The organism is Sphingopyxis sp. H050 (assembly GCF_001468265.1).
In the GTDB taxonomy this organism is placed as follows: Bacteria; Pseudomonadota; Alphaproteobacteria; order Sphingomonadales; family Sphingomonadaceae; genus Sphingopyxis.
The window spans coordinates 445,481-469,608 of sequence record NZ_LNRZ01000001.1 but is presented as its reverse complement, the minus strand read 5'-3'; the positions used below and the strand labels follow the sequence as shown (position 1 = coordinate 469,608).

Genomic DNA, 24,128 nt, shown 5'->3' with positions numbered 1-24,128 from the left:
ACGCTCGCAGGCACCGCGAGCCCAAGGCCGCGGACATTTAGCTCGACAGCTCCTTCATCTTCGGCGAGGCACCCCACATGCAGAAGCTCCTCGGCTCGAACCCGAACTGACGCTCCCTGTATGTCTCCTCATCGACCTCCCGGACCCCAACGGAATATTCGAAGACCATTCCGTCAGGACCCTCGAAGTAAACGAACCGCGCCCCTGAGGTCGGGTGCCGACCGGGACCGAACACGATTGGAACCTTGTGCTGCCGAAGCAGCGAATAGCTGCGTTGGACGTCGTCGATCGACTCCACTTGGTGATTGATATGCTGGATTCCGGAACGATCCGACGGCACCAGCGCGATGCTGTGATGAATCTGGCTCAGTCGCAGCAGCGGGAGCTCGCCGACGCGATCGCTCACGCGCGCGTTGCAGACCTGGGTCCAGAAATGTTCGTCGCGCGCCGGGTCGCTACTGAACAATCCGACGTGGCTGAAGCCCGTGATTCCGGCATCGCGACTTAATGTCGCGCCGCGCCCCGAGACCTGGGGAGCGACCGCGAATTCGATTTGCGCGCCCCCCGCATCGCGGAATGATATGAAGTCGATGACGCAACGTTGTTCGCGCTCCTCGTGCGATCCGCGCCGCACCGCGTGCCCGAGCGCCTCGAGCGTCGTGGCCGCACTCTCGAGGTCCGTGCCACTGGCGAGTTCGAAGCCAACGACCGTCTCGGCCGGATCGCCGGTTTCGTAACTCATCGTGCACATGCGATGGTCGGACCGAAAGGATCCGCGACCGCGTGCGCGATCGACAACCTCGAGTCCGAGAATGCGGGTCGCGAAGTCCGCAGCATGCTCGAGATCAGGGGTCTTGAGCCGTGTGTACGCGATATCGAGAATGCCGATTGTCATAACGCCGAACCTCCCAGTTCAACGAGTTCGGAGGTGGACCCCCAACTGCACCGTGACGACGGCAGGTCGGCGAACTGGCGAGGTCGCGAGCCTTGCGGAAGAGGAACGGACCCAGTCGAATAGGAGAAGTAGAAGCCCGGTACCGGACTGCTGAAAGTCAGGAAGATTTCGCCGCTCGCCGGATCCTTGCCCGGACCTCGAACGATGGCGACCTGGCGCTCCAGGAGAAAATAGCTCGATTGCATCACGGCATCGATGCTCTCGACCTCGTATCCGCCAACGAGAAAGCTGTCGCGCTTTGTCGGGACGAGCATCACGCGATGATGCTGCCCGTCCCAGCTGAGGTAGACCGCGTCCCCGACCCGGTCAGTGATGCGCGCGCCAAAGGCCTCGACCCAGACTTCAGCATCGGAAGCGGGATCGAGACAACCCAATATGACCTGGTTCAGACCGAGAATTCCCGCGTCTCGGGACGGAAAATAGCGTCGACCGCTATCTTCGGGACGTACGACGAGCTCGATGCAATTGCCGCTGAGGTCGCGGCAGCTGAGTCCGGCATGGTAACGGCGCGCCCGGCATAGCTCATATGGTATCGTCTCGGCTCGCCATCCCAGCTTCGGTAGCTGCTCCGAAAGCGCGTCCAATTGTTCGACAGTCCGGAGCGAGATGCCCACCACAGGGCGCGTCGTCTGTCCCGAGGCATCGAACTCGAGGCTATAGTATCGGGCATCCGAACGAAAACGTTCCCCATTGGGCACCTGGTCGACACGCTCCAGGCCCACAATCTCCACGGCGTGGCGCGCCGCTTCATCGAGCATGGGGCATGGGACCCGAATGAACCGCAACTGCTCTAGCATGAGCGCCTTCCATAGTTTCAGTCCGTCCATACTGTTTGTTTTGATTCGAAACAAGCCTGTTGGAAAGGGCAGCCCAAATCTAACAGTCAAGTGGTTGATTCAGAACGACAACAAGTCTCTATTTCCGCGCGGGGTCGTGAGCAGGCGTGCACCGCGCAAGACACTCTTCCGGAGCTCGCGGAGCCACATCGGCAAGCATCGCTATTCCGAGGGCCGTGCAAGACGCTTCAGGAGAGGGTGGGCTCGAGGATAGGCCTCGGCAAACGACAGCGGCTTGCCATCGGCCCTTACCTTGATCTCGAATATCGGCCCTTCGGCGCATGATACACCCGCCGTTGAATGCACACGGCAATATGGTGGCGGCGACGATCGCGGCAAATCCACCTCCCAGAATCAGACCATTGTCCTCAAGGAAAATCGTTGCACATTATGCCAAACCTGTCAATCAGCGGCGCCTCGCCCCGCTAAGACATCGCATCGGACAAAGACTGATCCCGAGCTCAAGGCGCTACGTTCAGGACGCTGCCATTCTCCGACGTCTGCTTGCTCGAGCGAGCATTTGATTGCGGGGGCGCGCACCGGACAGCCAAATGCTGGATGGGGAAGCGCGTTCAAACCTCTTGGTGGGAAATTTGTGCGGCACATTCCGACCCGGCGATTCGCGGCAGTCGATGGTCGACGAGCGGCTGGAAGCGCGGTTGCGATAAGCGCCGAATGTCACAGCAACAGCGCTACCCCTTGGAGAAAACCGTTGCAAATTCGCGCAAATCCGTGCCCAATTTCGGACCTCGGCCGCGCTCCGAGGCGAGCCGATAGTTATCGATAGGTTCCGAATTCGCGACACGGTCGAATCGAGGAATTTCTCTCTATTTTTCAAAAGCGTAGGTTTTTGACGGGCCGCAGTTCGGTCATTTCGGACCAAATATTTTTTTTGGACTTATTTTCAGTGCGTTACGCCTTAGAAAATTATTGAGTGGGAATGATGCCGGCGTCGCGGCGCTGGCTGGTATCGACAGTCAGCCGCTGGCGGCCTGCGAATGGCGGCAATCGTTAGGATCATCCGGGCGGGCATCATCGGCCTGATCGATTGAGGAGGACCATATGGACCGCATCGAGACCGAAGCGTCGGGCGGGTGCCAGTGCGGCGCGGTGCGCTGGCACGTCACGGCGGTGCTCGACACTTCGCATATCTGCCATTGCCGCATGTGCCAGAAGGCGGCGGGCAATTTCTTCGCGGCGCTGATCGGGGTGCCGCGCGACGCACTGGCCTGGACGCGCGGCGCGCCCGCGACCTTCGCCAGCTCGGACAAGGCTTCGCGCGGTTTCTGCCGCGACTGCGGCACGCCTCTCACTTACGATTATCACGAAAGCGGGCACATCAACCTGACCACGGGGTCGTTCGACGAACCCCACAAATTTGCCCCGAAAGTGCAGTTCGGCAACGAAGGCCGGCTGGCTGTCTTCGACGACCTGCCGCTGAAAGCCGAGGGGACGACCGAAGCGACGATGAGCGCCCATGTCGCCGCGATCAGCGCGAGCAACCACCAGCACCCCGACCACGACACCGACCGCTGGCCGCAATAATTCGCTAGCGCCGGCGAACGCCTGTGATACCCAACGTCCGGGCTTTGGGGAGGCACGGGGATGGCGACGCAACCGATGGGCCAGCGGATAGGCGGCGGGCGGCTGACATGGGTCGTCGGGCTGATCGCGCTGTCGTTGCTGCTCAACTATATCGACCGCGGCGCGATCGGCGTCGCCGCGCCGCTGATGAAGGACGAGCTCCAGCTGTCCGCCACCGGCTTCGGCCTCGCGGTGTCAGCCTTCTTCTGGGTCTACGCCCCCGCCTGCCTCTTCGTCGGCTGGCTTTGCGACCGTTTCTGCGTCTACCGCGTCTTCGCGCTCGGCGTCGCGATCTGGGCCGTCAGCACCGCGCTCACCGGCTTCGTTGGCGGTCTCGCATCGCTGATTTTGCTCCGCTTGTTCCTCGGCCTTGGCGAGAGCATCGCCTTTCCGGGCAGCAGCAAGATTTTCGCGGCCGAAGTGCCGATCGAACGCCGCGGCATCGCCAACGCGTCGGTCTCCGCCGCGCTCGCCTTCGGCCCGGCGCTCGGGGTCCTCCTCGGGGGAGCGATTCTCGGCGAATGGGGTTGGCGCTCGGTCTTCTGGATTTTCGGGCTGGGCACGCTGATCTGGCTGATCCCCTGGCAGATCGCCTCCGCGCCCCTGCGGGCAAAGACTTTCGCGGCCGAACCCGGCGAGCGGCTGTCGATGCGGCGGCTGATGCGCGTTCCGACCTTGTGGCGGATGGGCATCGTCCATTTCCTGTCGAACTACGGCTTTTACTTCCTGCTCGCCTGGCTGCCGCTCTACCTCGTCAATACGCGCGGCTATTCGATCGGCGAGATGACGGCGCTGACCACGCTGAGCTTCACGACGCAGGGTATCGTCGCGCTGGCGGGCGGCTGGATTTCGGACCGCATGGTCCAGCGCGGCGCCGACGAAGGCGAGCTTCGCCGTTGGCTGATGATCGGCGGGCAGACCGCGACCGCGGCGGCCATCGCCGGAATCGCCCTCAGCGACAACCCGGTGACGCTCGGCCTGTGGCTGGCGGTGGCGGGCCTCGGCACCGGGCTGATCGCGACGAACCTGTTCGCGATCGCCCAGATTTTCGCCGGGCCGCGCGCCGCGGGAAGCTGGGTCGGCATCCAGAACGCCTTTGGCAATATTTCGGGCATCATCGGCCCGATCGTCACCGGCCTGATCGTCGATTATCTTGGCGGCTATGGCTATGCCTTCGCCGCCGCGGCGGGTCTGTCGCTGCTCGGCGGATTGCTGTGGTGGACGATCATTCCCAGGATCGAGGCGATCGAGCTTTGAGCGACCCTCTGGCGAATCCCGCCGCGCGGCACTAGAGCGCGGCGAACGCCAGCGACGAAAGCCCCAGCCATGACCCCCACCGCCAAAATCCTGCTGCTCGGTTCGGGCGAGCTCGGCCGCGAGTTCGTGATCTCGGCCAAGCGGCTCGGCTGCCATGTCATCGCTTGCGACAGCTATGCGGGCGCGCCGGCGATGCAGGTCGCCGATGCGTTCGAGGTTTTCTCGATGCTCGACGGCGAGGCGCTCCGCGCGACGATCGAAAAGCACCGGCCCGACCATATCGTCCCCGAGGTCGAGGCGATCCGCACCGAGATCCTCGCAGAGGTCGAGGCCGAGGGTTTCCACGTCGTGCCCTCGGCGCGCGCCGCGCAGTTGACGATGAACCGGGACGCGATCCGCGATCTCGCCGCGAGCGAACTCGGCCTCAGGACCTCGACCTTCGAATATGCGACGAGCCGCGAGGAACTCGCCGCCGCCGCCGCGCGCATCGGCTTTCCGCTCGTCGTGAAGCCGGTGATGTCCTCGTCGGGCAAGGGCCAGAGCACGGTCAAGGATGCGGGCGGCATCGACGCCGCATGGGACTACGCCGCCGCGGGGATGCGCGGCGATCGCCTCCGCGTCATCGCCGAGGCGTTCATCGACTTTGATTACGAGATCACGTTGCTGACCGTGCGCCACAAGGACGGCGTCGCCTTCTGCCCGCCGATCGGCCACCGGCAGGAACGCGGCGACTATCGCGAAAGCTGGCAGCCCGCGGCGATGTCGGATGCGGCGCTGCGCTCGGCCGAGGCCATGGCGACCAAGGTGGTCGATGCCCTCGGCGGGCACGGCATCTTCGGCGTCGAATTCTTCGTGAAGGGCGACGAGGTGATCTTCTCCGAACTCAGCCCGCGGCCGCACGACACCGGCATGGTGACGCTGATCTCGCAAGCGCTGTCCGAATTCGACCTTCATGCCCGCGCCATCCTCGGCCTGCCGATCCCCGCCATCGCGGTGCCCGACGCCAGCGCCAGCGCGGTGCTGCTCGCCGACCGCGACGCGAGCGATTTCACCATCACCGGTCTCGCCGATGCGCTGACCGCACCCGGTGCTGCAACCTCGGTCGATGCACGCATCTTCGGCAAACCCGTGACGCGCCCCTGGCGCCGCATGGGCGTCGCGCTCGCCAGGATCGCGGACGGAACGACCGACGACGCGCGCGCGGCAGCAGTCGCGGCGGCGGCGAAACTCAAGATCGAGTATCGACGATAAAGATCCAGGCGCCGATCGGTAGAAAACCACCTGTTACGAACGTTCGCAGCGCTGATTGGGGAAGCACGAGAAGGACAATCTGGGGAGGATATCCAAATGAGCTGGAGTCGAGCGGCGACGTTAGCGCTGGTCCCATGGGCACTCTTTCTGGGGGCGCTGGTGCCATACCAGATTTGGAACGGCATGGCCGATCATTATGGCTGGGCCGACTTCGCAAAGAGGATGATTTCGATTGCGGTTATTCTCTATTGCTCTTTCACGATTGCTCTGCGGATGCGCGGGCGCGTGTGACCGGACAACCAATCGTGCTTTTTGCAATCGGCGTAACGAACCGCCCGCTAACGACCGATTGCGCACATTCTTTACCATCGTCACCCCGGACTTGATCCCGGGTCCACAGCGACCGTCGCGCCAATGGATCCCGGATCAAGTCCGGGATGACGAAAATGGGAATGGCAGCTCCCCACCCCAAATCCGCCGTCCGTCCACATCGCCGCTCAACGCTCGGCACGGACATAGCTAGCCCGCGCCCTTGGCCCGCGCTACACCCCGCGCCATGTCGGACAAGAATCATCTCTATCTGGTCGATGGCTCCAGCTACATCTTCCGCGCCTATCACCGCCTGCCGCCGCTGACGAACCCCAACGGGGTGCCGGTGGGTGCGGTCTATGGCTACACCACGATGCTGTGGAAACTCGCGAAGGATCTGCACGACGCCGACGGGCCGACCCACCTTGCGGTGATCCTCGACCATAGCAGCCAGTCGTTCCGCAACGAGATTTACGACCAGTACAAGGCGAACCGTCCCGAACCGCCCGAGGATCTGCGCCCGCAATTCCCGCTGATCCGCGACGCGACGCGCGCCTTCTCGCTGCCGTGCATCGAGATGGAGGGCTTCGAGGCCGACGATCTGATCGCCAGCTATGCCGAGGCCGCGGTGCGCGAGGGTTGGGATGTCACGATCGTGTCCTCCGACAAGGATCTGATGCAGCTGATCCGCGAACCCGCCGACGGCCCGCACGTCGACATGCTCGACACGATGAAGAATGTCCGCCTCGGCCTTGACGCGGTGCACGAGAAGTTCGGTGTCACGCCCGATCTGGTCGGCGACGTCCTCGCGCTGATGGGCGACAGCGTCGACAATGTCCCCGGGGTGCGCGGCGTCGGGCCGAAGACGGCGACCAAGCTGATCCAGGAATATGGCAGTCTCACCGCGGCGCTCGACGGCGCCAGCGGCATGAAGCCAAGCAAGCTGCGCGAAAATCTGATCGAGCATCGCGCGATGGCTGAACTGTCGCGCATCCTCGTCGACCTTAAACGCGATTGCCCGCTGCCCGATGCTCTCGACGACCTGAAGCTGGGCGCGATCCCGCCGCTGCCGCTGAAAGCGTTCCTCGACGAACATGGCTTCCGCTCGCTCTCGGCAAAGCTCGACACCGGCGCGGCGCCCAGCGGTCCGCCGACGCTGCCGCGCGCTTCGGCCCCCGCCGCTGCGGCCGCACCCGCTGCGCCCTCGACGCCTGCCCTGCCCGCATGGCCCGCGATCGACCGCGCCCTCTATGAAACCGTCACGACCCTCGAGGCGCTCGATCGCTGGATCGCCGACGCCCGCGCCGCACACATCGTCGCGGTCGATACCGAGACGGCGACGCTCGACAGCGTCACCGGCACCCTCGTCGGGGTCAGCCTGTCGACCGGCCCCGGCAAGGCCTGTTACATCCCGCTCGGCCACGGCGGCACCGACATGTTCGCCGAAAAGCCGGATCAGATTCCGCTGGGCGAAGCGATTGCCCGCCTCGGCGCGCTGTTCGCCGACGATGCGGTGCTGAAGGTCGGGCACAACCTCAAATACGACATCGGCGTGCTCGCGCAGCACGGCGTCACGATCGCGCCCTATGACGACACGCTGCTGATGAGCTTTGCGCTCGATGCCGGCAAGCATCAGCACGGGCTCGACGAGGCCGCGAAGATTCACCTCGATCATGTCTGCCTGTCTTTCAAGGACGTCTGCGGCACCGGCAAGTCGCAGATCAGCTTCGCCGAGGTGCAGCTCGACCGCGCCACCGAATATGCCGCCGAGGACGCCGAAGTCGCGTGGCGGCTGTGGAAGCTGCTCAAGCTGCGCCTGCCGATCGAGGGCGGCACCCGCGTTTACGAGATGGTCGACCGTCCGCTCGCCGCGATCGTCGAGACGATGGAGCGCGCCGGGATCATGGTGAACCGCGACTATCTGGCGAAATTGTCGGGCGAATTCGCGAACGAGATGCTGCGCATCGAGGGTGAGATCCATGAGCTCGCCGGCCAGCCCTTCGCGATCGGCAGCCCCAAGCAGCTCGGCGAAATCCTGTTCGACAAGCTCGGCCTGAAGGGCGGGCGCAAGGGCAAGTCGGGCGACTGGTCGACCGACCAGAACGAGCTTGAACGCCTCGAGCGCGACGGGGTGCCGATCGCGCGCAAGATTTTGGAATGGCGCCAGCTCGCGAAGCTCAAGTCGACCTACACCGACGCGCTGCAGCAACAGATCAACGCCAAGACCGGCCGCGTGCATACCAGCTACAGCCTCGTCGGCGCGCAGACCGGGCGGCTGTCGTCGACCGACCCCAATCTCCAGAATATCCCGATCCGCACCGAGACCGGCCGCCAGATCCGCGACGCCTTCATCGCCGCGCCCGGCCATGTGCTGATCGCCGCCGACTATAGCCAGATTGAACTGCGGCTCGCAGCGCATATGGCCGACGTCCCCGAGCTCAAGGAGGCCTTTGCGCAGGGGCAGGACATCCACAGCGCGACCGCGATCGAACTGTTCGGCGAGGTCAACCGCGACACCCGCGGCAAGGCCAAGACGGTCAATTTCTCGATCCTCTACGGCATTTCGCGCTGGGGGCTGGCGGGCCGCCTTGAAGTCACCCCCGACGAGGCGCAGGCGCTGATCTCTCGCTATTTCGAGCGCTTCCCCGGTATCAGCGACTATATCACCGACACGCTCGAGACCGCACGCGCACGCGGCTATACCGAGACGTTGTTCGGCCGCAAAACCTGGTTCCCGCGCATCAAGGCCGCGAGCCAGAACGAACGCGCCGGCAGCGAGCGCGCCGCGATCAACGCCCCCATCCAGGGCACCAGCGCCGACCTGATCAAGCGCGCGATGGCGCGCATGCCCGCCGCGCTCAACGAGGCCGGCCTGTCGGACGTCAAGATGCTGCTCCAGGTCCACGACGAACTCGTCTTCGAAGCCCCCGAGGACAAGGCCGAAGCCGCGGGCGAAGTCATCCGCCGCATCATGTCGGGCGCGGCCGAACCCGCGCTGACGCTGTCGGTGCCGCTGGAAGTCGAAATCGGCATCGGCAAGAGCTGGGGCGAAGCGCATTGATCGAAGCCTGGTTTTTCGTGGCGGCGCTGGCCGCCCAACCGGTCGCGGCGCCCGCGCCACCCGCCGCGACCGAAGTCGCTGCGCCCGCCGTCGCCGACACCGACCTGCGCGAATATGCCGCCGTCGCCGGCCGCAAGGTCGTTGGCCGCCCGGTCGGCGGGCCCTATGCGACCGCCGACAAGATCCTGCTGCTCGGGCGCGACGGCAAGGGGTATCCGGTCGTTGCGGCGAGCATCGGCTTCCCCGCACGCCAGTCGCTGCCAAAGCCGCCCGCGGGCACGCTTGCCGTTGTGCGGCTGCACCAGCGTTATGAAACCACGCTCCCCGGCCCGACCGCCGACGACCTTGCCTTCGTCGCGGCGAACCGGATGCCGTTGTTCGTGATCGGCGAATGGGCCCGGCCGGCGCCGATGTGGGAGGTCGCGTGGGTCGACGACGCCGTGCGCTTCCGCACCATCGGCGAGGTCGGCGAGATCGGCCCCTGGCAGGAATAGGCTCGCCCCGTCCACGACCGGGGAACTGGCGACGCGGCGCTGCGTCGCGCTCGCGGCGCGCGCCCGCGTGAGGCACGCCGCCGACGACGCCATCGCCGCCCAATGCATCGCCCGTCGCCGAACCGAGCCGATTTGGCGGCAAAGCCCCGTATCGCGCGCCCTGGCGAGGGCCGCGCCCTTTTCCGGCCGCGATTTTGCCTCTATGACAGGACAATGACATCCCGCTGACGCCCCTGCGACAGCGACAGTGAAAGATTTTCATGAGCACCAACCCGGCGGCGAACATGCCGACCCGCATCCAGCAGAATTTTCTGGCGCGCCACGAGCGCCGCCTGCTCAACTGGATCTGCCCGCGCCTTCCGGCCTGGACGACGCCCGACCAGCTGACGACGCTCGGCTTCCTCGGTGCGGTGATGGTCGCGGCGGGCTATGTGCTGAGCTGGATCGACGACGAGTGGCTGGGGCTGGCGCTCGTCGGTTATATCGTCAACTGGTTCGGGGACTCGCTCGACGGCAGCCTCGCGCGCTGGCGGCGGATCGAGCGGCCGAATTACGGCTATTTCGTCGATCACAGCGTCGATGCGGTCGCGACCCTTCTGATGGTCGGTGCGATCGGGATGAGCCCCTACCTGCGCCTCGACGTCGCGCTGATGGCGGTGATCGGGTATTTCCTGCTGTCGATCCACACCTTCATCGCGGCGAAGGTCGTCGGCGAATTCCGCCTGTCCTACATGGCGGGCGGCCCGACCGAGCTGCGGCTGATGCTGATGGCGATGACGATGGCCATGCCGCTGATCGGCGGCGGCGACGTGCTCGGCACCAATTTCTCGGCATTCGACCTGTTCGGCCTGGTCGTCGCGAGCATCCTCGTGACGCTGTTCATCATCCAGAGCTTCGCCACCGCGCGGATGCTCCGCGCCCGCGGCGCTTAAGGCCGCAGGCGCGCCTGCGGGTAGGTTCCAAGCAGTCGCAGCGACTTGGTCTGGAAATCCAGCTCCTCGAGCGCGCGGTCGATGCGCTCGTCGCCGGGCGCGCCGACGATATCGGCATAGAATTTGGTCGCCGCGAAGCTGGCGCCGACCTGATAGCTTTCCAGCTTGGTCATATTGACGCCGTTGGTCGCGAAGCCGCCGAGCGCCTTGTAGAGCGCGGCGGGAATATTCTTCACCTCGAAGACGAAGGTCGTCATCAGCGGCACGCCGGCGGGCGGCGCGGCCAGCGCCTCGCGCGCCAGCACGACGAAGCGCGTCATATTATGGTCGGCGTCTTCCATCCCCGTCCCGTGCAGCGTCAGGCCGTACAGCCCGGCCGCATGGGGCGGCGCGAGGGCCGCCAGGCCGACCTCGTCGCTGTCGGCGACCCACGCGGCGGCGCCCGCAGTGTCGCTGTGCGCGACCGGCGAGATATTGTTCGTGCGCAGCCATTTGCGGCACTGGCCGAGCGCCTGTTCGTGGCTCATCGCGCGGGTCACGGGACCAAGGTCGCGGCTCATAAGCCCGTACCGGATCGGCAGGAAATGCTCGCCGACGATGTGCAGCCCGGATTCGGGCAGCAGGAAATGGATATCGGCGACGCGGCCGTGCAGGCTGTTCTCGATCGGGATGATCGCGCGGTCGACGCTGCCATCGCGCACCGCCTCGATCGCGTCCTCGAACGAATAGCAGGGCAGCGGCAGCGAGGCCGCGTCATATTCGCGCGCGGCAAGGTCGCTGTTCGCGCCGGGCGCCCCCTGAAAGGCCAGACCGCGCGCCGGATCGGCGAGCGCCGCCGCCTTCATTTCGTCCACCAATCGCTGCGCCGATGCCGAATAACTGCCCATGTCTGCCTTCCCGAACTGCGCCGCGGCGCATAGCGGGGCGTGGCACGACGCGCAACCGGCCGGGCGCGCTATTTCATCCCCTTGCGCCGGGCATCGCGCGCCAGTAAGGGAGCGTCCAAATCATTACACGCGCTCGGGTTTGGAGCGCCAGCGAACGGGGCTGCACGCATGGACAATCGCAACAATACTATTGCCGGCTGGGTGCTGTTCGCCGGCATTTGCGCGCTGGGCCTCTCGATCGGTTCGGGGATGGTGTTTGCGGGCCACAACCCCGAAAAGCCCGGCTTTCCGATCGAGGATGCCGATGGCGGCGCGGGCGGCGGCGCGTCTGCCGTGCCGCTTCCGAACCTGCTCGCGGCGGCCGACGTCGCGAAGGGCGAAGCGGTGTTCGCCAAGTGCGCGGCATGCCACACGATCAACGCGGGCGGCGCCAACGGCATCGGCCCCAATCTCTATGCGGTGGTCGGCGACGAGATCGGCCATGGCCGCGGCGGCTTCGCCTTTTCCGACGCGCTCAAGAGCCATGGCGGCACCTGGACCTTCGAAAATATGGACGCGTGGCTCGCCAGCCCGCGCAAATTCGCCAACGGCACCAAGATGTCGTTCGCCGGCCTGTCGAGCCCGGAGGATCGCGCGAACCTGATCGTCTATCTGAACAGCCAGGGCTCGAACGTGCCGCTGCCCGCCGCGGAGGCGGCTCCGGCGGCCGACGCCGCCGCAGCCCCGGCCGAAGGTGCGGCCGCTGCCCCTGCCGAAGCCGCAAAGGGCGCCGAAGGCGCTGCCGCTGCTCCGGCGCCGGCTGAAGCCAAGAAATAATGCGCCTCGCGTCGGTCGTGCTGGCGGGCGCGCTGGCCCTCGCCGGCTGCGGCCAGGCCGACCAGCCTGCCGAGACGTCCACCGGAACCGCGCCCGCCGAGCCCGCCCCCGCGATCGAACCGACCGCGGCGATGGGCGAACAGGTCTTCAAGCGCTGCGTCGCGTGCCACACGATCGACAAGGGCGGCGCCAACGGCATCGGCCCCAACCTGCACGGCGTCGTCGGCCGCCCGGTCGCCTCGCATGCCGGGTTCAGCTATTCGTCGGCGATGAAGGCCAAGGGCGGCGTCTGGGATGTCGCGGCCCTCGACACCTATCTGGAAGCCCCGATGAAGGCGCTCCCCGGCACGCGCATGGCGTTCGCGGGGGTCTATGACCCCTTGGATCGCAAGGCGCTGCTGCTGTATCTGGAAGCGCAGTCGAAATAGCCCCCTTCCCCCTTGATGGGGGAAGGATATGAAGCCTTGCGCCTTTGGCGCTAGGCGAAGTTGGATGGGGGTGAGGGTGCGTCATGGCACCGCCCGTTTCGGGCCGACACCGCACCCCCACCGCTGCGACCAGGCAGCAAGCTGCTAAGTCTCGCTGCCTTCCCATCAAGGGGGAGGGATAGCTGCGCTACTCCGCCACTTTCGCGTAGAAATCCTGGATGATCTCCCACGCCTCCTCGGCCGTCTCGACGAAGTGGAACAGCGACAGGTCGCGCTGGCTGATGACGCCCTCTTCCACCAGTGCATCGAAATTGACGACGCGGGTCCAGAATTCCTCGCTGAACAGCACGATCGGGATCGGCTTGATCTTGCCGGTCTGAATGAGGGTCAGCAGCTCGAAGGTCTCGTCGAACGTCCCGAAACCGCCCGGAAACACGCAAACCGCGCGCGCGCGGAGCAGGAAATGCATCTTGCGCAGCGCGAAATAGTGGAACTGGAAGCTGAGGTCCGGGGTCACATAGCGGTTCGGCGCCTGCTCGTGCGGCAGCACGATGTTGAGGCCCACCGATTCCTTGCCCTCGTCGTCGGCGCCGCGGTTCGCCGCCTCCATGATCGACGGCCCGCCGCCCGAGCAGACGACATAATTGCGGCAGCCATTCTTGTCGGGCGGCACCTGGCTCGCGATCCGCGCCAGCTTGCGCGCTTCCTCATAATATTTGGACTTGGCGGCGAGCCGCTCGGCGATGCGCTTTTCCTCGGGGGTGCGCGCGGCGTCGAGGACCGCCTGCGCCGCGTCGGGCGCCGGGATGCGCGCCGAGCCATAGATGACGAGCATCGACTCGATCTTCGCCTCGTCGAGCATCAGCTCGGGCTTGAGCAGTTCGAGCTGGAAGCGCACCGGGCGCAGATCCTCGCGCAGCAGGAACTCGGTGTCCTGGAACGCCAGCCGATAGGCCGGGCTCTGTGTCTGGGGGGTGGAAACCGCCTGCTTGGCGAATTGCGCGTCGTCCTTGGCCTTGTGGAAACGCGAACGATGGGGTTGTTTGTCTTCTGTCATTGGCGGACGGCTACTCCCTCCGCGTGACTTTGCCAAGACTGGGGCCTCTTGATCCTCCCTGTGGCGAAGCCATGGGGAGGATCGAAGAGCTAGCGGCAATAACCGTTGCCGCTCATATCCATATGGAAATGATTATAGTGCGCCGCGTTGTAATCGGGGCTGAGCACCGTGCCGAAGCGCCGGCACGCCGATTTGTGGAGCGCGCGAAGGAAATCCTGCGACGGCTTGTCGCCCTTCCAGCCGCCGTCGAGCATGATCCGGCGGCCGTCGGCGAGGACGAAGCCCGACACGTCGATCGCGTTCGAATAGGCGTGCTGCGACAGCCGGCCCGAGCGGCCGCCATAGATGTTTCGGCAGCTGTAGGTGCCATAGGTCTCGATCTTGACAACCTCCTGCCCGAAATATTTGCGCGCCGCGGGCTTGACCGCGAACTGCGCCCACGCCGCGAAGCTCTTCGCCAGCGGACAGGTCATCGCGCCGAGGTTGGTCACCGGGGTGCCGATGTCGAGCAGCTTCACCGAATCGATCGAACTGCACCCGCCGCCATGATCCTGGTTGGGGAGCGGCGTGAAGCGCACGCCGGCCTGCTTCAGGTCGAACGCGCATTGCTGCGCCTCGGGGCTGGTGAAGGATGGTGCGCCGACCGGTTGCGGGCGCATCGGCTTGCTCGCGACCGCCTTCTTGCCGCCACCCTGTTTCATCACCTCGGGAGCGCCGAAACAGGCCGAAAGCGCCAGCGCCGCGGTGGCGGCGATCAGGATCCGGGGCTTCAGGAAAGACGGGATCGGCATAGCCGCCACAGTAGCGGCAAGATGGTTAACAAGGCGCTAACTTTTGGCCTCGGCTCGTCTGAAATTTCGCGCGGGCGGTGCAATTTGTTTGACAGCCCGGCGCACGACCCTAAACGCGGCGCCGGGCCACGCGGTCCCAACGCCGCGCGAGCTCTCTGCAAGGAGAGACTATGATGAGTGAAGTGCCGACGCCACAGGTGCGCCCGATGCGCCCCTATTTTTCGTCCGGACCCTGCGCCAAGCCGCCGGTCTGGTCCCCTGACAAACTCGCTACCGAATCACTCGGCCGCTCGCATCGCGCGAAGATCGGCAAGACGCGCCTCGCTTACTGCATCGACCTGATGCGCGAGATGCTGCAGCTGCCCGACACGCACCGCATCGGCATCGTGCCCGGATCGGACACCGGCGCTTTCGAAATGGCGATGTGGACGATGCTCGGCGCCCGCCCCGTCACGACGCTCGCATGGGAGAGCTTCGGTGAGGGCTGGGTCACCGATGCCGCTAAGCAGCTCAAGCTCGACCCGACGGTGATCCGCGCCGATTACGGCCAGCTCCCCGACCTCGGCCAGGTCGACTGGTCGAACGACGTGCTCTTCACCTGGAACGGCACAACCAGCGGCGTGCGCGTCCCCGACGGCGACTGGATCTCCGCCGACCGCGAAGGGCTGAGCTTCGCCGACTCGACCTCGGCCGTGTTCGCCTACGACCTGCCGTGGGACAAGATCGACGTCGCGACCTTCAGCTGGCAGAAAGTGCTCGGCGGCGAAGGCGGTCATGGCGTGCTGATCCTCGGCCCGCGCGCGGTCGAACGCCTCGAAACCTATACCCCCGCCTGGCCGCTGCCGAAGGTGTTCCGCCTCGTCAGCAAGGGCGCGCTCGCCGAGGGCGTGTTCAAGGGCGAGACGATCAACACGCCGTCGATGCTGGCGGTCGAGGATGCGATCTTCGCGCTCGAATGGGCGAAATCGCTTGGCGGTCTCGACGGTCTGAAAGCGCGCAGCGATGCGAATGCCGCGGCGCTCGACAAGATCGTTTCGGAACGCGCGTGGCTCAGCCACCTCGCCGCCGATCCCGCCAGCCGCTCGAAGACCTCGGTCTGCCTGTCGGTCGCAGGCGCCGACGAGGGCTTCATCAAGAAGTTCGCCGGGCTGCTCGAAGCCGAAGGCGCAGCGTACGACATCGCGGGCTATCGCGACGCGCCCCCGGGGCTCCGCATCTGGTGCGGCGCGACCGTCGACACCGCCGATATCGAAGCGCTCGGCCCGTGGCTCGACTGGGCCTACGCCTCGCTCAACGCATAACGTCGTCCCAGCGAAAGCTGGGACCGCTATCGATCATCCCCATTCCCAACGATCCCAGCTTTCGCTGGGATGACGGAGAAAATGACATGACCGCACCCAAAGTCCTCATCAGCGACAAGATGGACCCCAAAGCCGCCGCGATTTTCAAGGAGCGCGGCATCGACGTCGACGTCATCACCGGCAAGACCAAGGACGAGCTGATCGCGATGATCGGCGACTATGACGGCCTTGCGATCCGTTCGGCCACCAAGGTCACCGCCGACGTCCTCGCCGCCGCCACGAACCTGAAAGTCGTCGGCCGCGCCGGGATCGGCGTCGACAATGTCGACATTCCCGCGGCGTCGAAGCAGGGCGTCATCGTGATGAACACCCCCTTCGGCAACAGCATCACCACCGCCGAACATGCGATCGCGATGATGTTCGCCCTCGCCCGCCAGATTCCCGAAGCCAACGCGGGCACACAGGCGGGCAAATGGCCGAAGAACGACTTCATGGGCGTCGAGCTGACGTCGAAGACGCTCGGCCTGATCGGCTGCGGCAACATCGGCAGCATCGTCGCCGAGCGCGCCCTCGGCCTCCGCATGAAGGTCGTCGCCTTCGACCCCTTCCTGACCCCCGAGCGCGCGATCGAACTCGGTGTCGAAAAGGCCGATCTCGACACCTTGCTCGCCAAGGCCGACTTCATCACGCTGCACACGCCGCTGACCGACCAGACGCGCAACATCCTGTCGAAGGAAAATCTCGCCAAGGCCAAAAAGGGCGTGCGTATCATCAATTGCGCGCGCGGCGGGTTGATCGACGAGGCGGCGCTGAAGGACGCGCTCGAATCGGGCCACGTCGCCGGCGCCGCGCTCGACGTGTTCCAGACCGAGCCGCCCGCCGCCGACCATCCGCTGTTCGGCACGCCGAACTTCATCTGCACCCCGCATCTCGGCGCCTCGACCGACGAGGCGCAGGTCAACGTCGCCATCCAGGTGGCCGAGCAGATCAGCGACTATCTGCTCACCGGCGGCATCACCAACGCGCTGAACGTCCCCAGCCTGTCGGCCGAGGAAGCGCCCAAGCTGCGCCCCTATATGGCGCTCGCCGAAAAGCTGGGCAGCCTGGTCGGCCAGCTCGCGCACGACAATCTCGCCAAGATCTCGATCGAAGTCGAGGGCGCGGCGGCCGAGCTCAACCTCAAGCCGATCACCGCCGCGGTGCTCACCGGCCTGATGCGCCGCTATTCGGACGCGGTGAACATGGTCAACGCCCCGCACCTCGCGCGCGAACGCGGCCTCGACGTCCGCGAAGTGCGCCACGACCGCGACGGCGATTACCACACGCTCGTCCGCGTCACCGTCGCCACCGAAGCCGGCGACCGCTCGGTCGCGGGCACCCTGTTCAGCAACGGCGACCCGCGCCTCGTCGAGATGTTCGGGATCAAGGTCGAGGCCGACCTCGACGGCCACATGCTCTACATCGTCAACGAGGATGCGCCGGGCTTCATCGGCCGCATCGGCACGACGCTCGGCGACGCCGGGCTCAACATCGGCACCTTCCACCTCGGCCGCCGCGCCGCGGGCGGCGAAGCGGTGCTGCTTTTGAGCCTCGACTCGCCGATGCCCGAGCCTTTGCTGTGGCAGCTTTGCCAGTTGCCCGGCGTGAAGACGGTAAAGGGTTTGAAGTTTTAAAGCCCGCCTCTCAATCCCGTTCGTGTCGAGCGAAGTCGAGACACCCATCGTCGGTGTTTGCCCTCGCGGCATCTCGACTGCGCTCGATGCGAACGGAATTCGGGATTGTTGACCGCCTTAGACCATCCTAAAGGCCGCAATCGATGACCAAGGCCCCTGCCCTGCTGCCCGAAGGCCTCCGCGACCGCCTGCCCGCGCAGGCCGAGGCCGCGTCGCGCGTCACGCGCGCGCTTGTCGATGCGATGCGCGCGCACGGCTATGGCCGCGTCGCGCCGCCGCTCGCCGAGTTCCGCGAGACGCTGGGCGGCGACGACGACCGCAGCGCGCGCGACCTTCTGCGCTTCACCGATCCGGTGTCGCAGCGCACCCTCGCGCTGCGCCCCGACATCACGCGGCAGGTCGGCCGCATCGCGACCTCGCTGCTTGCCCATGCACCGCGCCCGCTGCGCCTCTGCTATGCCGGCCAGGTCGTGAAGCTGCGCGCGAGCCAGCTTCGCCCCGCGCGCGAAATGCTTCAGGTCGGCGCCGAACTGATCGGCAGCGACAGCGTCGCCGCGGCACGCGAGATCGTGACGGTGATGATCGACGCGCTCGATGCGGCGGGGATCGGCCCGGTGACGATCGACTTCACCGTGCCCGACGTCGTCGACCTGCTCGCGGGCGGGCCGCTGCCGGTCGCCGCCAGCCTCGACGCGCTGCGCGACGAACTTGATGCCAAGGATGCGGGCGCGCTCGTGCGGATCGGCGCCGAGGCCTATCTGCCCTTGCTGCGCGCCACCGGCCCGTTCGACCGCGCCATCGCCGACCTGCGCACCTTCGACACGACGGGCGTCCTGTCGACGCGGATCGACGCGCTCGAAGCGATCGCCGCGCCGATCCGGGGCCGCGTCAACCTGACCCTCGACCCGACCGAACGCCACGGCTTCGCCTATCAAAGCTGGTTCGGCTTCCAGATATTCGTCCCCGGCCAGGGTGACGCGATCGGCCGCGGCGGCGGCTATGCGATCCCGGTCGGTGACGAGCAGGAAGAGCCCGCGGTCGGCTTTTCGCTCTATCCCGACCCGCTGATCGACGACGGCCTCGGCGCCGAGGACGAGGCCGAACGCCGCATCTTCCTCCCCCTCGGCCACGACCCCGCACTCGCAGCGAGCCTGCGCGCCGACGGCTGGCAGACGATCGCGGCGCTGTCGGACGCGGACGAGGCGCGCACGCTGGGCTGCGGCTACCGCCTCACGGCCGACGGCCCGGTCCAGGCCTGAGACCCACTCCAAAGAGCCCAAGCTAAAAATCCGCCTTCCCGAACCGCGGAATCCCCTGATTCACCCCCGGCGGATCGAGCACCGTCAAGTCGAGCTCCACAGGCTCGCCGATCCAGTGCGCCAGGCTGGTGTGATCGGCGACATCGTCGTCGGTCAGCGGATGCACCAGCGCGCGCAGCCCCGTCGCCTCGATCGCCGCCACGACCGCAGATCGGTGGGCCGCCAGGAAATGCACCTCATATTGCGCAATCGGATGCGGCCCCGCCGCGCCATCGGTCAGCGCCCCGACGAACAGGATCGCGGGATCACCCCCGAACGCATCGCGCAGCGCAACCGCGGCGGGCCGTTCGGCGGGATCGTAATAGATATGCGCATGATAGGGCGCAGCGGGGTTCGTCATCGTCTCATCTTTCCAACTGCCTCGCTCGGACCCGGCCCATGGCCGTCCGATGGGATCCGGGGCAGCCGATATTGAAGGAAAGGCGCGGTCCCGCGTCAAGCTCGGGATGACGAAGGCGGGGAATGTGCGGTGACGGCCGGAAGTTGCCGTCGCCCCCGCGAAGGCGGGGGCCGCTGGAGCCGTTACGCAAGGCCGACTACGGCCCCCGCCTTCGCGGGGGCGACGGACTATTTTAACCTCCACTCCCCACCCCAAAACGGACGCCGCGCCCCGCTCGCTCAGCTGAAATCGAGCTGGATGATCTCGTTCGGCGTCGCGCGGCAGTACATTTCGATCGACTGCGAGCCGCTCGGATAGGTTGCGGTCATCGCGGCGCGGATGCGCCAGCCGCCGTTGCCTTGTTCGAGCGAGACGAGCTTGTCATACGACAGCCTGGTCCCGCCGGTCGCGCCGATCTGCCGCGCGGCGTCGTTGAAGCAATTGAGCACCGACGGACGCGACGCCGCCGGCAGGCTGTTCAGATTTGCGCTGAGCGTCGCAGGCGGGCCCGACGGATTGGTCGTCGCCGCCTCTTCGGTCCCGTCGGCCTTTTTCTTCTTGCTCGCGAGCAGCGCCAGCAGACCGCCCGCGACGACGATGCCGCCGATGATCAGCCCGGTGCTCGGCCCCTTCTTCTTTTCGGGCTCGGGCCCCGGCAGCGGCGTCAGATTGGCATAGCCGTATCCGAATTCGGCGCGGCAGCCGCTGGTCACCCAGATATAATCGGCGCCATAGCCCCATTGCCGCCCGGCGTTGCATTTGCCGCCGAGCTTGCGGAGGAGTTCGACGCGGCCATTGGTCTGCACCGCGCATTGTTCGTAACGATTGCCGCGCGACTCGCAGCGAAGCGTTCCTGCGAAATCATTGCCGGGATAGGTGCCGCCGGCGTAGCCATAGCGAAACTCGGCGCGGCACCCGCCCGATACCCAGATGCCGTCGGCGTCGAAACCCCAATCGCGCCCCTTCGAGCAGCGCCCGCCGATGACGCGGACCAGCTCGACGCGATTGTCGGTGCGGACATTACAGCGTTGCTGGCGATTGCCATAGGATTCGCAGCGGATCGTGCCCGCCCAACCCTGATTATAGCCCGGCGATCCGGTCGGCGGCGGATAGGGATAAGGGGTCTGGGCAAAGGCCGGGACGGCAAGCTGGCTGGCGACGAACGAGGCGGCGGTGACCGCGGTTACGACTGGATTGCGCATAGCTATCTCTCCCCGGTTGAATTCTGTGCCCTACAGTCCTCTTTTCCTTCGACGATCGATGCGAAGTGTTTCACATTTCAGCCGCTGGCGCCATCTTCGAAAGTGCGCGTCGATGGGGCTTTCCTACAGTATCCGGCCATGCTTAACGGATATTCCGCCGCAGCGCCGCGACGCACCAAAAAGTCACAAAGTCACAGTTCCGATCCGCGCATGCGGGGCTTTTGGAGCGTTGGCGATCTCCCGAGGCCCCGGGATAAAGGGACAAAGGAAACAAACGGATGCGTTCATCGGTGTCCCTTGTCGCTTTAAGGGTGATCGCGGCATCGGCTTGCGCGCTTTCGCGCATGCGCTAAGGACGTTCGATGGATCAAATCGTCATTCGCGGCGGCCAGCGACTCAAGGGCCGTATTCCCATCTCCGGCGCGAAGAATGCGGCGCTGACCCTGCTCCCTTGCGCGCTGCTCACCGACGAGCCGCTGACGCTGCGCAACCTGCCGCGGCTCGCCGACGTCGACGGCTTCGGCCACCTGCTCAACCAGCTCGGTTGCTCGACGACAATCGAAGGGTCGCGCCCCGAAGATTTCGGCCGCGTGATGACCGCGCGGGCGACGACGCTGACGTCGACCGTCGCGCCCTATGACATCGTCCGCAAGATGCGCGCGTCGATCCTCGTCCTCGGCCCGCTGCTCGCGCGCGCGGGCGAGGCGACCGTGTCGCTGCCCGGCGGCTGCGCGATCGGCAACCGCCCGATCGACCTGCATCTGAAGGCGCTGGAAGCCTTCGGCGCCGAGATCGAACTGGCATCGGGCTATGTGAAGGCGGTCGCGCCCGGCGGACGCCTCAAGGGCGGCAAATATACCTTCCCCGTCGTCTCGGTCGGCGCGACCGAGAACGCCGTCATGGCGGCAGTGCTCGCCGGCGGAACCTGCGTCCTCGAAAATGCCGCGCGCGAGCCGGAGATCGTCGACCTGTGCAACTGCCTCGTCGCGATGGGCGCGCATATCGACGGCATCGGCACCGAGACGCTGACGATCGAAGGCGTCGATCGCCTGCACGGCGCGACGTACCGCGTGATGGCCGACCGCATCGAGGCGGGCAGCTATGCCTGCGCCGCCGTCATTACCGAGGGCGACGTCGAGCTGGTCGGCGCGAAGGCCGACGAAATGGAAGCGACGCTCGCGGCGCTCCGCGAAGCCGGCGCGACGGTCGAGGAGACCAAGAGCGGCATCCGCGTCGCCATGTCGGGCCGCGCCCAGCCGGTTACGCTATCGACCGCGCCCTACCCCGGCTTCGCGACCGACATGCAGGCGCAGTTCATGGCGATGGCAACACTCGGCGCCGGCGCCTCGCTGTTCACCGAAACGATTTTCGAGAACCGCTATATGCATGTTCCCGAACTCGCGCGCATGGGCTGCGACATCCAGGTCAAGGGACGCACCGCGATCGTCCGCGGCGTCGACCACTTGGTCGGCGCGCCGGTGATGGCGACCGACCTTCGCGCGTCGATGAGCCTGATTATCGCCGGGCTGGCGGCGCAGGGCACGACCGAGGTCAACCGCGTCTATCACCTCGACCGCGGTTACGAGCGGCTCGAGGAAAAGCTGCAGGCAGTCGGCGCCGATATCGAGCGGATCAGCGCGGGCTAGTCCGCGTCGACCGGCACCGACACCATATTGCCGCTCACCGAGGGGCGCTCGGGCCGCTTGGCGACGGCGATCACCAGGCCGATCAGGGCGACCACGCCGCCCGCGATCGACAGCGTCGCCCAATGATAGTCCTCGAACACCGTCGAAAATCCCATGGCGATGATCGGAATCAGCACGCTCGACCAGGCCGCCTGGCCCGGCCCCACGGCGCGGATGACGTTGAAGTAAAGAGGAAAGGTGACTGCGCTGGCGATGATGCCGAGGTAGAGCACCCCGCCGAGATAGCCGGCAGTCGCCTCGATCACCGGCGGCCCGGTGGTGATCCACGCATAGCTGCCGTCGGCGAGCGCGCCGAACAGCATCGCCCAGGCGATCATCACCACCATCGACTGCGCCCGCGCCATCCTCGTTCCCTGCATGACGTTGGCGGTCGACGCGCTGACCACCCCCGCGATCGTCAGCACCGTGCCGAGGATCACCTCGTCCGCACCGAGCGCCGCGGCACGATATTCGTGCAATATCATGAGGCCCACACCGACGATGGCGATGCCGGCGCCTGCGAGGAAGCGCCCTTCGAGCGGCGTCTTCAGAAACGCGCGGCCGAGCAAGGTGTTGGGCACGATCAGCAGCGCGAACAGCACGGCGACGAGCCCCGAGGTAATATGCTGCTCGGCGCGGTAGACGAAGTTGAAGTTGAAGGTGAACTGGGCGACGCCGAGCAGCATGGCGAACGCCATGGCTTTCGCGTCGAGCCACAGCCTCTCCCGCCGGACGATGGCGAAGGCGAACATCGCGATCGCCGCCACGGCAAAGCGGTAGGTGACCGACCAGCTCGGCGGTACGATGCCGAGCTGCCCCTTGATAACGATCCAGGTCGATCCCCAGATCAGCGTCACCAACGCAAACGGAATGAGGACGCGAGGGTGGAGGAGCGTTGCGGGTTGGCTCATAGCGCCGCGATGGCGGCGGCGAGCGGTGCGACCGCGGCGGCGTCCTGATCCCAGCTGACGACAAGACGCGCGGCGCCATTGCCCCAATCGTAGAAGTCGAAGCCCTTGGCGCGAAGGTCGGCCGCTTCCTCGGCGCTGATCCTCAGGAACAGTTCGTTCGCCTCGACCGGATACATCAGCCGGTCGCCGCAAGCGGCCGCCAGCGCGGCTGCGCCGGCGTTCGCGGCGCGGGCATTTGCGAGCCAGAGATCGTCCTTCAGCATCGCGCGGATCTGCGCCGCGACGAAACGCCCCTTGCTGAGGAGGTGGCCGCCGCGCTTCTTGAGCTCGCGCACGCCAGCGCCGCCGCTGCCGCCGAAGAAGACGAGCGCCTCGGCCATCATCGCCCCATTTTTGGTGAAGCCAAACGATAGCGCATCGACCCCGGCGCGCCATGTCACATCGGCGGGCGAGCAGCCGACGAAGGCGACCGCATTGGCGAAGCGCGCGCCATCCATATGCAGCTTGAGCCCGCTCGCCTTCGCGATCGCGCTGATCTCGCGCACTTCGTCGGGGCGCCAGGCGAGGCCATATTCGGTCGCGTTGGTAATGCTGATCGCCGCGGGCTGGACCTGATGGACGTCCTTGCGGATGCCGGCGATGCGCGCCTTCAGCGCATCGGTGTCGATCTTCGCGCCCGGTCCCGGCAGCGTCATCAACTGCGCGCCGCCCGAATAGAAGGTCGGCGCGCCGCATTCGTCGACCTCGATATGCGCTTCCTCGTAACAGAGGATGCCCTGCCAGGGCCGGACGAAATGCGCGAGGATGATGCTGTTCGCGGCGGTGCCGGTCGAAATCCAGACCACCTCGCAGTCGGTTTCGAAGAGGTCCGAAAAGGCGGCATCGAGCGACTGGCTGAGCGCGTCGCCGTCGTAGGCGGTGTCGACATGATTGGCGGCGGCGAGCGCCTCCATCACCTGGGGATGGACGGTCGCAGCATTGTCCGAGAAGAAACGCATGG

Annotated in this window: 22 protein-coding genes; 13 read left to right on the top strand and 9 right to left on the bottom strand. The window is 66.1% G+C overall.

The window, feature by feature from the left end; all coding sequences use genetic code 11:
• Positions 1–37: 37 nt before the first annotated feature.
• Positions 38–895, bottom strand: a complete 858-nt coding sequence (locus ATE67_RS02080) for a VOC family protein (RefSeq protein WP_058815024.1) — start codon at positions 893–895, stop codon at positions 38–40.
• A complete protein-coding gene (locus ATE67_RS02075) occupies positions 892–1,713 on the bottom strand; it encodes a hypothetical protein (RefSeq protein ID WP_156416857.1) in 822 nt (273 codons plus the stop codon). The genes ATE67_RS02080 and ATE67_RS02075 overlap by 4 nt, the downstream gene beginning before the upstream one ends.
• 1,140 nt (positions 1,714–2,853) lie before the next feature.
• Between ATE67_RS02075 and ATE67_RS02070 the strand changes: the two genes are divergently transcribed.
• The 7 genes from ATE67_RS02070 (at position 2,854) to ATE67_RS02040 (ending at position 10,679) form a co-directional block, all read left to right on the top strand.
• Positions 2,854–3,336, top strand: coding sequence for a GFA family protein (locus ATE67_RS02070; protein ID WP_058815022.1), 483 nt, complete (start codon positions 2,854–2,856; stop codon positions 3,334–3,336).
• 60 nt (positions 3,337–3,396) lie between these two features.
• Positions 3,397–4,632, top strand: coding sequence for an MFS transporter (locus ATE67_RS02065; protein ID WP_058815021.1), 1,236 nt, complete (start codon positions 3,397–3,399; stop codon positions 4,630–4,632).
• 69 nt (positions 4,633–4,701) lie between these two features.
• Positions 4,702–5,883 (top strand): formate-dependent phosphoribosylglycinamide formyltransferase, encoded by a 1,182-nt coding sequence (gene purT, locus ATE67_RS02060; RefSeq protein WP_058815020.1) that lies wholly within the window; start codon positions 4,702–4,704, stop codon positions 5,881–5,883.
• A 96-nt stretch (positions 5,884–5,979) separates the two neighbouring features.
• Positions 5,980–6,174, top strand: a complete 195-nt coding sequence (locus ATE67_RS02055) for a hypothetical protein (RefSeq protein ID WP_058815019.1) — start codon at positions 5,980–5,982, stop codon at positions 6,172–6,174.
• Between the two features lie 265 nt (positions 6,175–6,439).
• The gene (polA, locus tag ATE67_RS02050) at positions 6,440–9,253 is read left to right on the top strand and encodes a DNA polymerase I (protein ID WP_058815018.1); all 2,814 of its coding nucleotides are present in this window, start codon (positions 6,440–6,442) and stop codon (positions 9,251–9,253) included.
• Positions 9,250–9,747 (top strand): hypothetical protein, encoded by a 498-nt coding sequence (locus ATE67_RS02045; RefSeq protein ID WP_058815017.1) that lies wholly within the window; start codon positions 9,250–9,252, stop codon positions 9,745–9,747. The genes polA and ATE67_RS02045 overlap by 4 nt, the downstream gene beginning before the upstream one ends.
• Positions 9,748–10,007: 260 nt before the next feature.
• Positions 10,008–10,679 (top strand): CDP-alcohol phosphatidyltransferase family protein, encoded by a 672-nt coding sequence (locus ATE67_RS02040; RefSeq protein ID WP_058815016.1) that lies wholly within the window; start codon positions 10,008–10,010, stop codon positions 10,677–10,679.
• Here ATE67_RS02040 and ATE67_RS02035 read toward each other — a convergent pair.
• Positions 10,676–11,566, bottom strand: coding sequence for a prephenate dehydratase (locus ATE67_RS02035; protein WP_058815015.1), 891 nt, complete (start codon positions 11,564–11,566; stop codon positions 10,676–10,678). The genes ATE67_RS02040 and ATE67_RS02035 overlap by 4 nt on opposite strands.
• Positions 11,567–11,734: 168 nt before the next feature.
• Between ATE67_RS02035 and ATE67_RS02030 the strand changes: the two genes are divergently transcribed.
• Together ATE67_RS02030 and ATE67_RS02025 are read left to right on the top strand one after the other, a co-directional pair.
• Positions 11,735–12,382, top strand: a complete 648-nt coding sequence (locus tag ATE67_RS02030) for a c-type cytochrome (RefSeq protein ID WP_058815014.1) — start codon at positions 11,735–11,737, stop codon at positions 12,380–12,382.
• A complete protein-coding gene (locus tag ATE67_RS02025) occupies positions 12,382–12,810 on the top strand; it encodes a c-type cytochrome (RefSeq protein WP_058815013.1) in 429 nt (142 codons plus the stop codon). The genes ATE67_RS02030 and ATE67_RS02025 overlap by 1 nt, the downstream gene beginning before the upstream one ends.
• Before the next feature lie 187 nt (positions 12,811–12,997).
• Here the strand turns inward: ATE67_RS02025 and ATE67_RS02020 are convergent, their stop codons facing one another.
• A complete protein-coding gene (locus ATE67_RS02020; RefSeq protein ID WP_058815012.1) occupies positions 12,998–13,867 on the bottom strand; it encodes an LOG family protein in 870 nt (289 codons plus the stop codon).
• An 89-nt stretch (positions 13,868–13,956) separates the two neighbouring features.
• The gene (locus ATE67_RS02015; protein WP_058815011.1) at positions 13,957–14,658 is read right to left on the bottom strand and encodes an extensin family protein; all 702 of its coding nucleotides are present in this window, start codon (positions 14,656–14,658) and stop codon (positions 13,957–13,959) included.
• Between the two features lie 173 nt (positions 14,659–14,831).
• Here ATE67_RS02015 and ATE67_RS02010 point away from each other — a divergent pair, with 173 nt between their 5' ends.
• From ATE67_RS02010 to ATE67_RS02000, 3 genes are all read left to right on the top strand, one after another.
• On the top strand, positions 14,832–15,959 hold the full coding sequence (locus ATE67_RS02010) for a phosphoserine transaminase (RefSeq protein WP_058815230.1): 1,128 nt from the start codon (positions 14,832–14,834) through the stop codon (positions 15,957–15,959).
• Between the two features lie 86 nt (positions 15,960–16,045).
• Positions 16,046–17,632, top strand: coding sequence for a phosphoglycerate dehydrogenase (gene serA, locus ATE67_RS02005; RefSeq protein ID WP_058815010.1), 1,587 nt, complete (start codon positions 16,046–16,048; stop codon positions 17,630–17,632).
• Positions 17,633–17,775: 143 nt separating this feature from the next.
• Positions 17,776–18,891 (top strand): ATP phosphoribosyltransferase regulatory subunit, encoded by a 1,116-nt coding sequence (locus ATE67_RS02000; protein ID WP_058815009.1) that lies wholly within the window; start codon positions 17,776–17,778, stop codon positions 18,889–18,891.
• A 22-nt stretch (positions 18,892–18,913) separates the two neighbouring features.
• On the opposite strand, the gene ATE67_RS01995 is transcribed toward ATE67_RS02000, so the two are convergent.
• Positions 18,914–19,291, bottom strand: coding sequence for a DOPA 4,5-dioxygenase family protein (locus tag ATE67_RS01995; RefSeq protein WP_058815008.1), 378 nt, complete (start codon positions 19,289–19,291; stop codon positions 18,914–18,916).
• A 278-nt stretch (positions 19,292–19,569) separates the two neighbouring features.
• On the bottom strand, positions 19,570–20,532 hold the full coding sequence (locus ATE67_RS01990) for a DUF3011 domain-containing protein (protein WP_058815007.1): 963 nt from the start codon (positions 20,530–20,532) through the stop codon (positions 19,570–19,572).
• A 362-nt stretch (positions 20,533–20,894) separates the two neighbouring features.
• Between ATE67_RS01990 and murA the strand changes: the two genes are divergently transcribed.
• On the top strand, positions 20,895–22,178 hold the full coding sequence (murA, locus tag ATE67_RS01985; RefSeq protein ID WP_058815006.1) for a UDP-N-acetylglucosamine 1-carboxyvinyltransferase: 1,284 nt from the start codon (positions 20,895–20,897) through the stop codon (positions 22,176–22,178).
• Here murA and ATE67_RS01980 read toward each other — a convergent pair.
• Together ATE67_RS01980 and ATE67_RS01975 are read right to left on the bottom strand one after the other, a co-directional pair.
• Positions 22,175–23,128, bottom strand: coding sequence for a DMT family transporter (locus ATE67_RS01980; protein ID WP_058815005.1), 954 nt, complete (start codon positions 23,126–23,128; stop codon positions 22,175–22,177). The genes murA and ATE67_RS01980 overlap by 4 nt on opposite strands.
• Positions 23,125–24,126, bottom strand: coding sequence for a threonine aldolase family protein (locus tag ATE67_RS01975; RefSeq protein ID WP_058815229.1), 1,002 nt, complete (start codon positions 24,124–24,126; stop codon positions 23,125–23,127). Before ATE67_RS01975 ends, ATE67_RS01980 begins: the two co-directional genes overlap by 4 nt.
• Positions 24,127–24,128: the final 2 nt, after the last annotated feature.

Coding starts and splice junctions, on each gene's coding strand:
- ATE67_RS02055 (WP_058815019.1), top strand. CDS start 5,980: ATGAGCTGGAGTCGAGCGGCGACGTTAGCGCTGGTCCCATGGGCACTC.
- ATE67_RS02025 (WP_058815013.1), top strand. CDS start 12,382: ATGCGCCTCGCGTCGGTCGTGCTGGCGGGCGCGCTGGCCCTCGCCGGC.
- ATE67_RS01995 (WP_058815008.1), bottom strand. CDS start 19,291: ATGACGAACCCCGCTGCGCCCTATCATGCGCATATCTATTACGATCCC.
- ATE67_RS02015 (WP_058815011.1), bottom strand. CDS start 14,658: ATGCCGATCCCGTCTTTCCTGAAGCCCCGGATCCTGATCGCCGCCACC.
- ATE67_RS01990 (WP_058815007.1), bottom strand. CDS start 20,532: ATGCGCAATCCAGTCGTAACCGCGGTCACCGCCGCCTCGTTCGTCGCC.
- purT (WP_058815020.1), top strand. CDS start 4,702: ATGACCCCCACCGCCAAAATCCTGCTGCTCGGTTCGGGCGAGCTCGGC.
- ATE67_RS02040 (WP_058815016.1), top strand. CDS start 10,008: ATGAGCACCAACCCGGCGGCGAACATGCCGACCCGCATCCAGCAGAAT.
- ATE67_RS02080 (WP_058815024.1), bottom strand. CDS start 895: ATGACAATCGGCATTCTCGATATCGCGTACACACGGCTCAAGACCCCT.
- serA (WP_058815010.1), top strand. CDS start 16,046: ATGACCGCACCCAAAGTCCTCATCAGCGACAAGATGGACCCCAAAGCC.
- ATE67_RS02020 (WP_058815012.1), bottom strand. CDS start 13,867: ATGACAGAAGACAAACAACCCCATCGTTCGCGTTTCCACAAGGCCAAG.
- ATE67_RS01975 (WP_058815229.1), bottom strand. CDS start 24,126: ATGCGTTTCTTCTCGGACAATGCTGCGACCGTCCATCCCCAGGTGATG.
- ATE67_RS02030 (WP_058815014.1), top strand. CDS start 11,735: ATGGACAATCGCAACAATACTATTGCCGGCTGGGTGCTGTTCGCCGGC.
- ATE67_RS02075 (WP_156416857.1), bottom strand. CDS start 1,713: ATGCTCGATGAAGCGGCGCGCCACGCCGTGGAGATTGTGGGCCTGGAG.
- polA (WP_058815018.1), top strand. CDS start 6,440: ATGTCGGACAAGAATCATCTCTATCTGGTCGATGGCTCCAGCTACATC.
- ATE67_RS02000 (WP_058815009.1), top strand. CDS start 17,776: ATGACCAAGGCCCCTGCCCTGCTGCCCGAAGGCCTCCGCGACCGCCTG.
- ATE67_RS02065 (WP_058815021.1), top strand. CDS start 3,397: ATGGCGACGCAACCGATGGGCCAGCGGATAGGCGGCGGGCGGCTGACA.
- ATE67_RS02010 (WP_058815230.1), top strand. CDS start 14,832: ATGAGTGAAGTGCCGACGCCACAGGTGCGCCCGATGCGCCCCTATTTT.
- ATE67_RS01980 (WP_058815005.1), bottom strand. CDS start 23,128: ATGAGCCAACCCGCAACGCTCCTCCACCCTCGCGTCCTCATTCCGTTT.
- ATE67_RS02070 (WP_058815022.1), top strand. CDS start 2,854: ATGGACCGCATCGAGACCGAAGCGTCGGGCGGGTGCCAGTGCGGCGCG.
- murA (WP_058815006.1), top strand. CDS start 20,895: ATGGATCAAATCGTCATTCGCGGCGGCCAGCGACTCAAGGGCCGTATT.
- ATE67_RS02035 (WP_058815015.1), bottom strand. CDS start 11,566: ATGGGCAGTTATTCGGCATCGGCGCAGCGATTGGTGGACGAAATGAAG.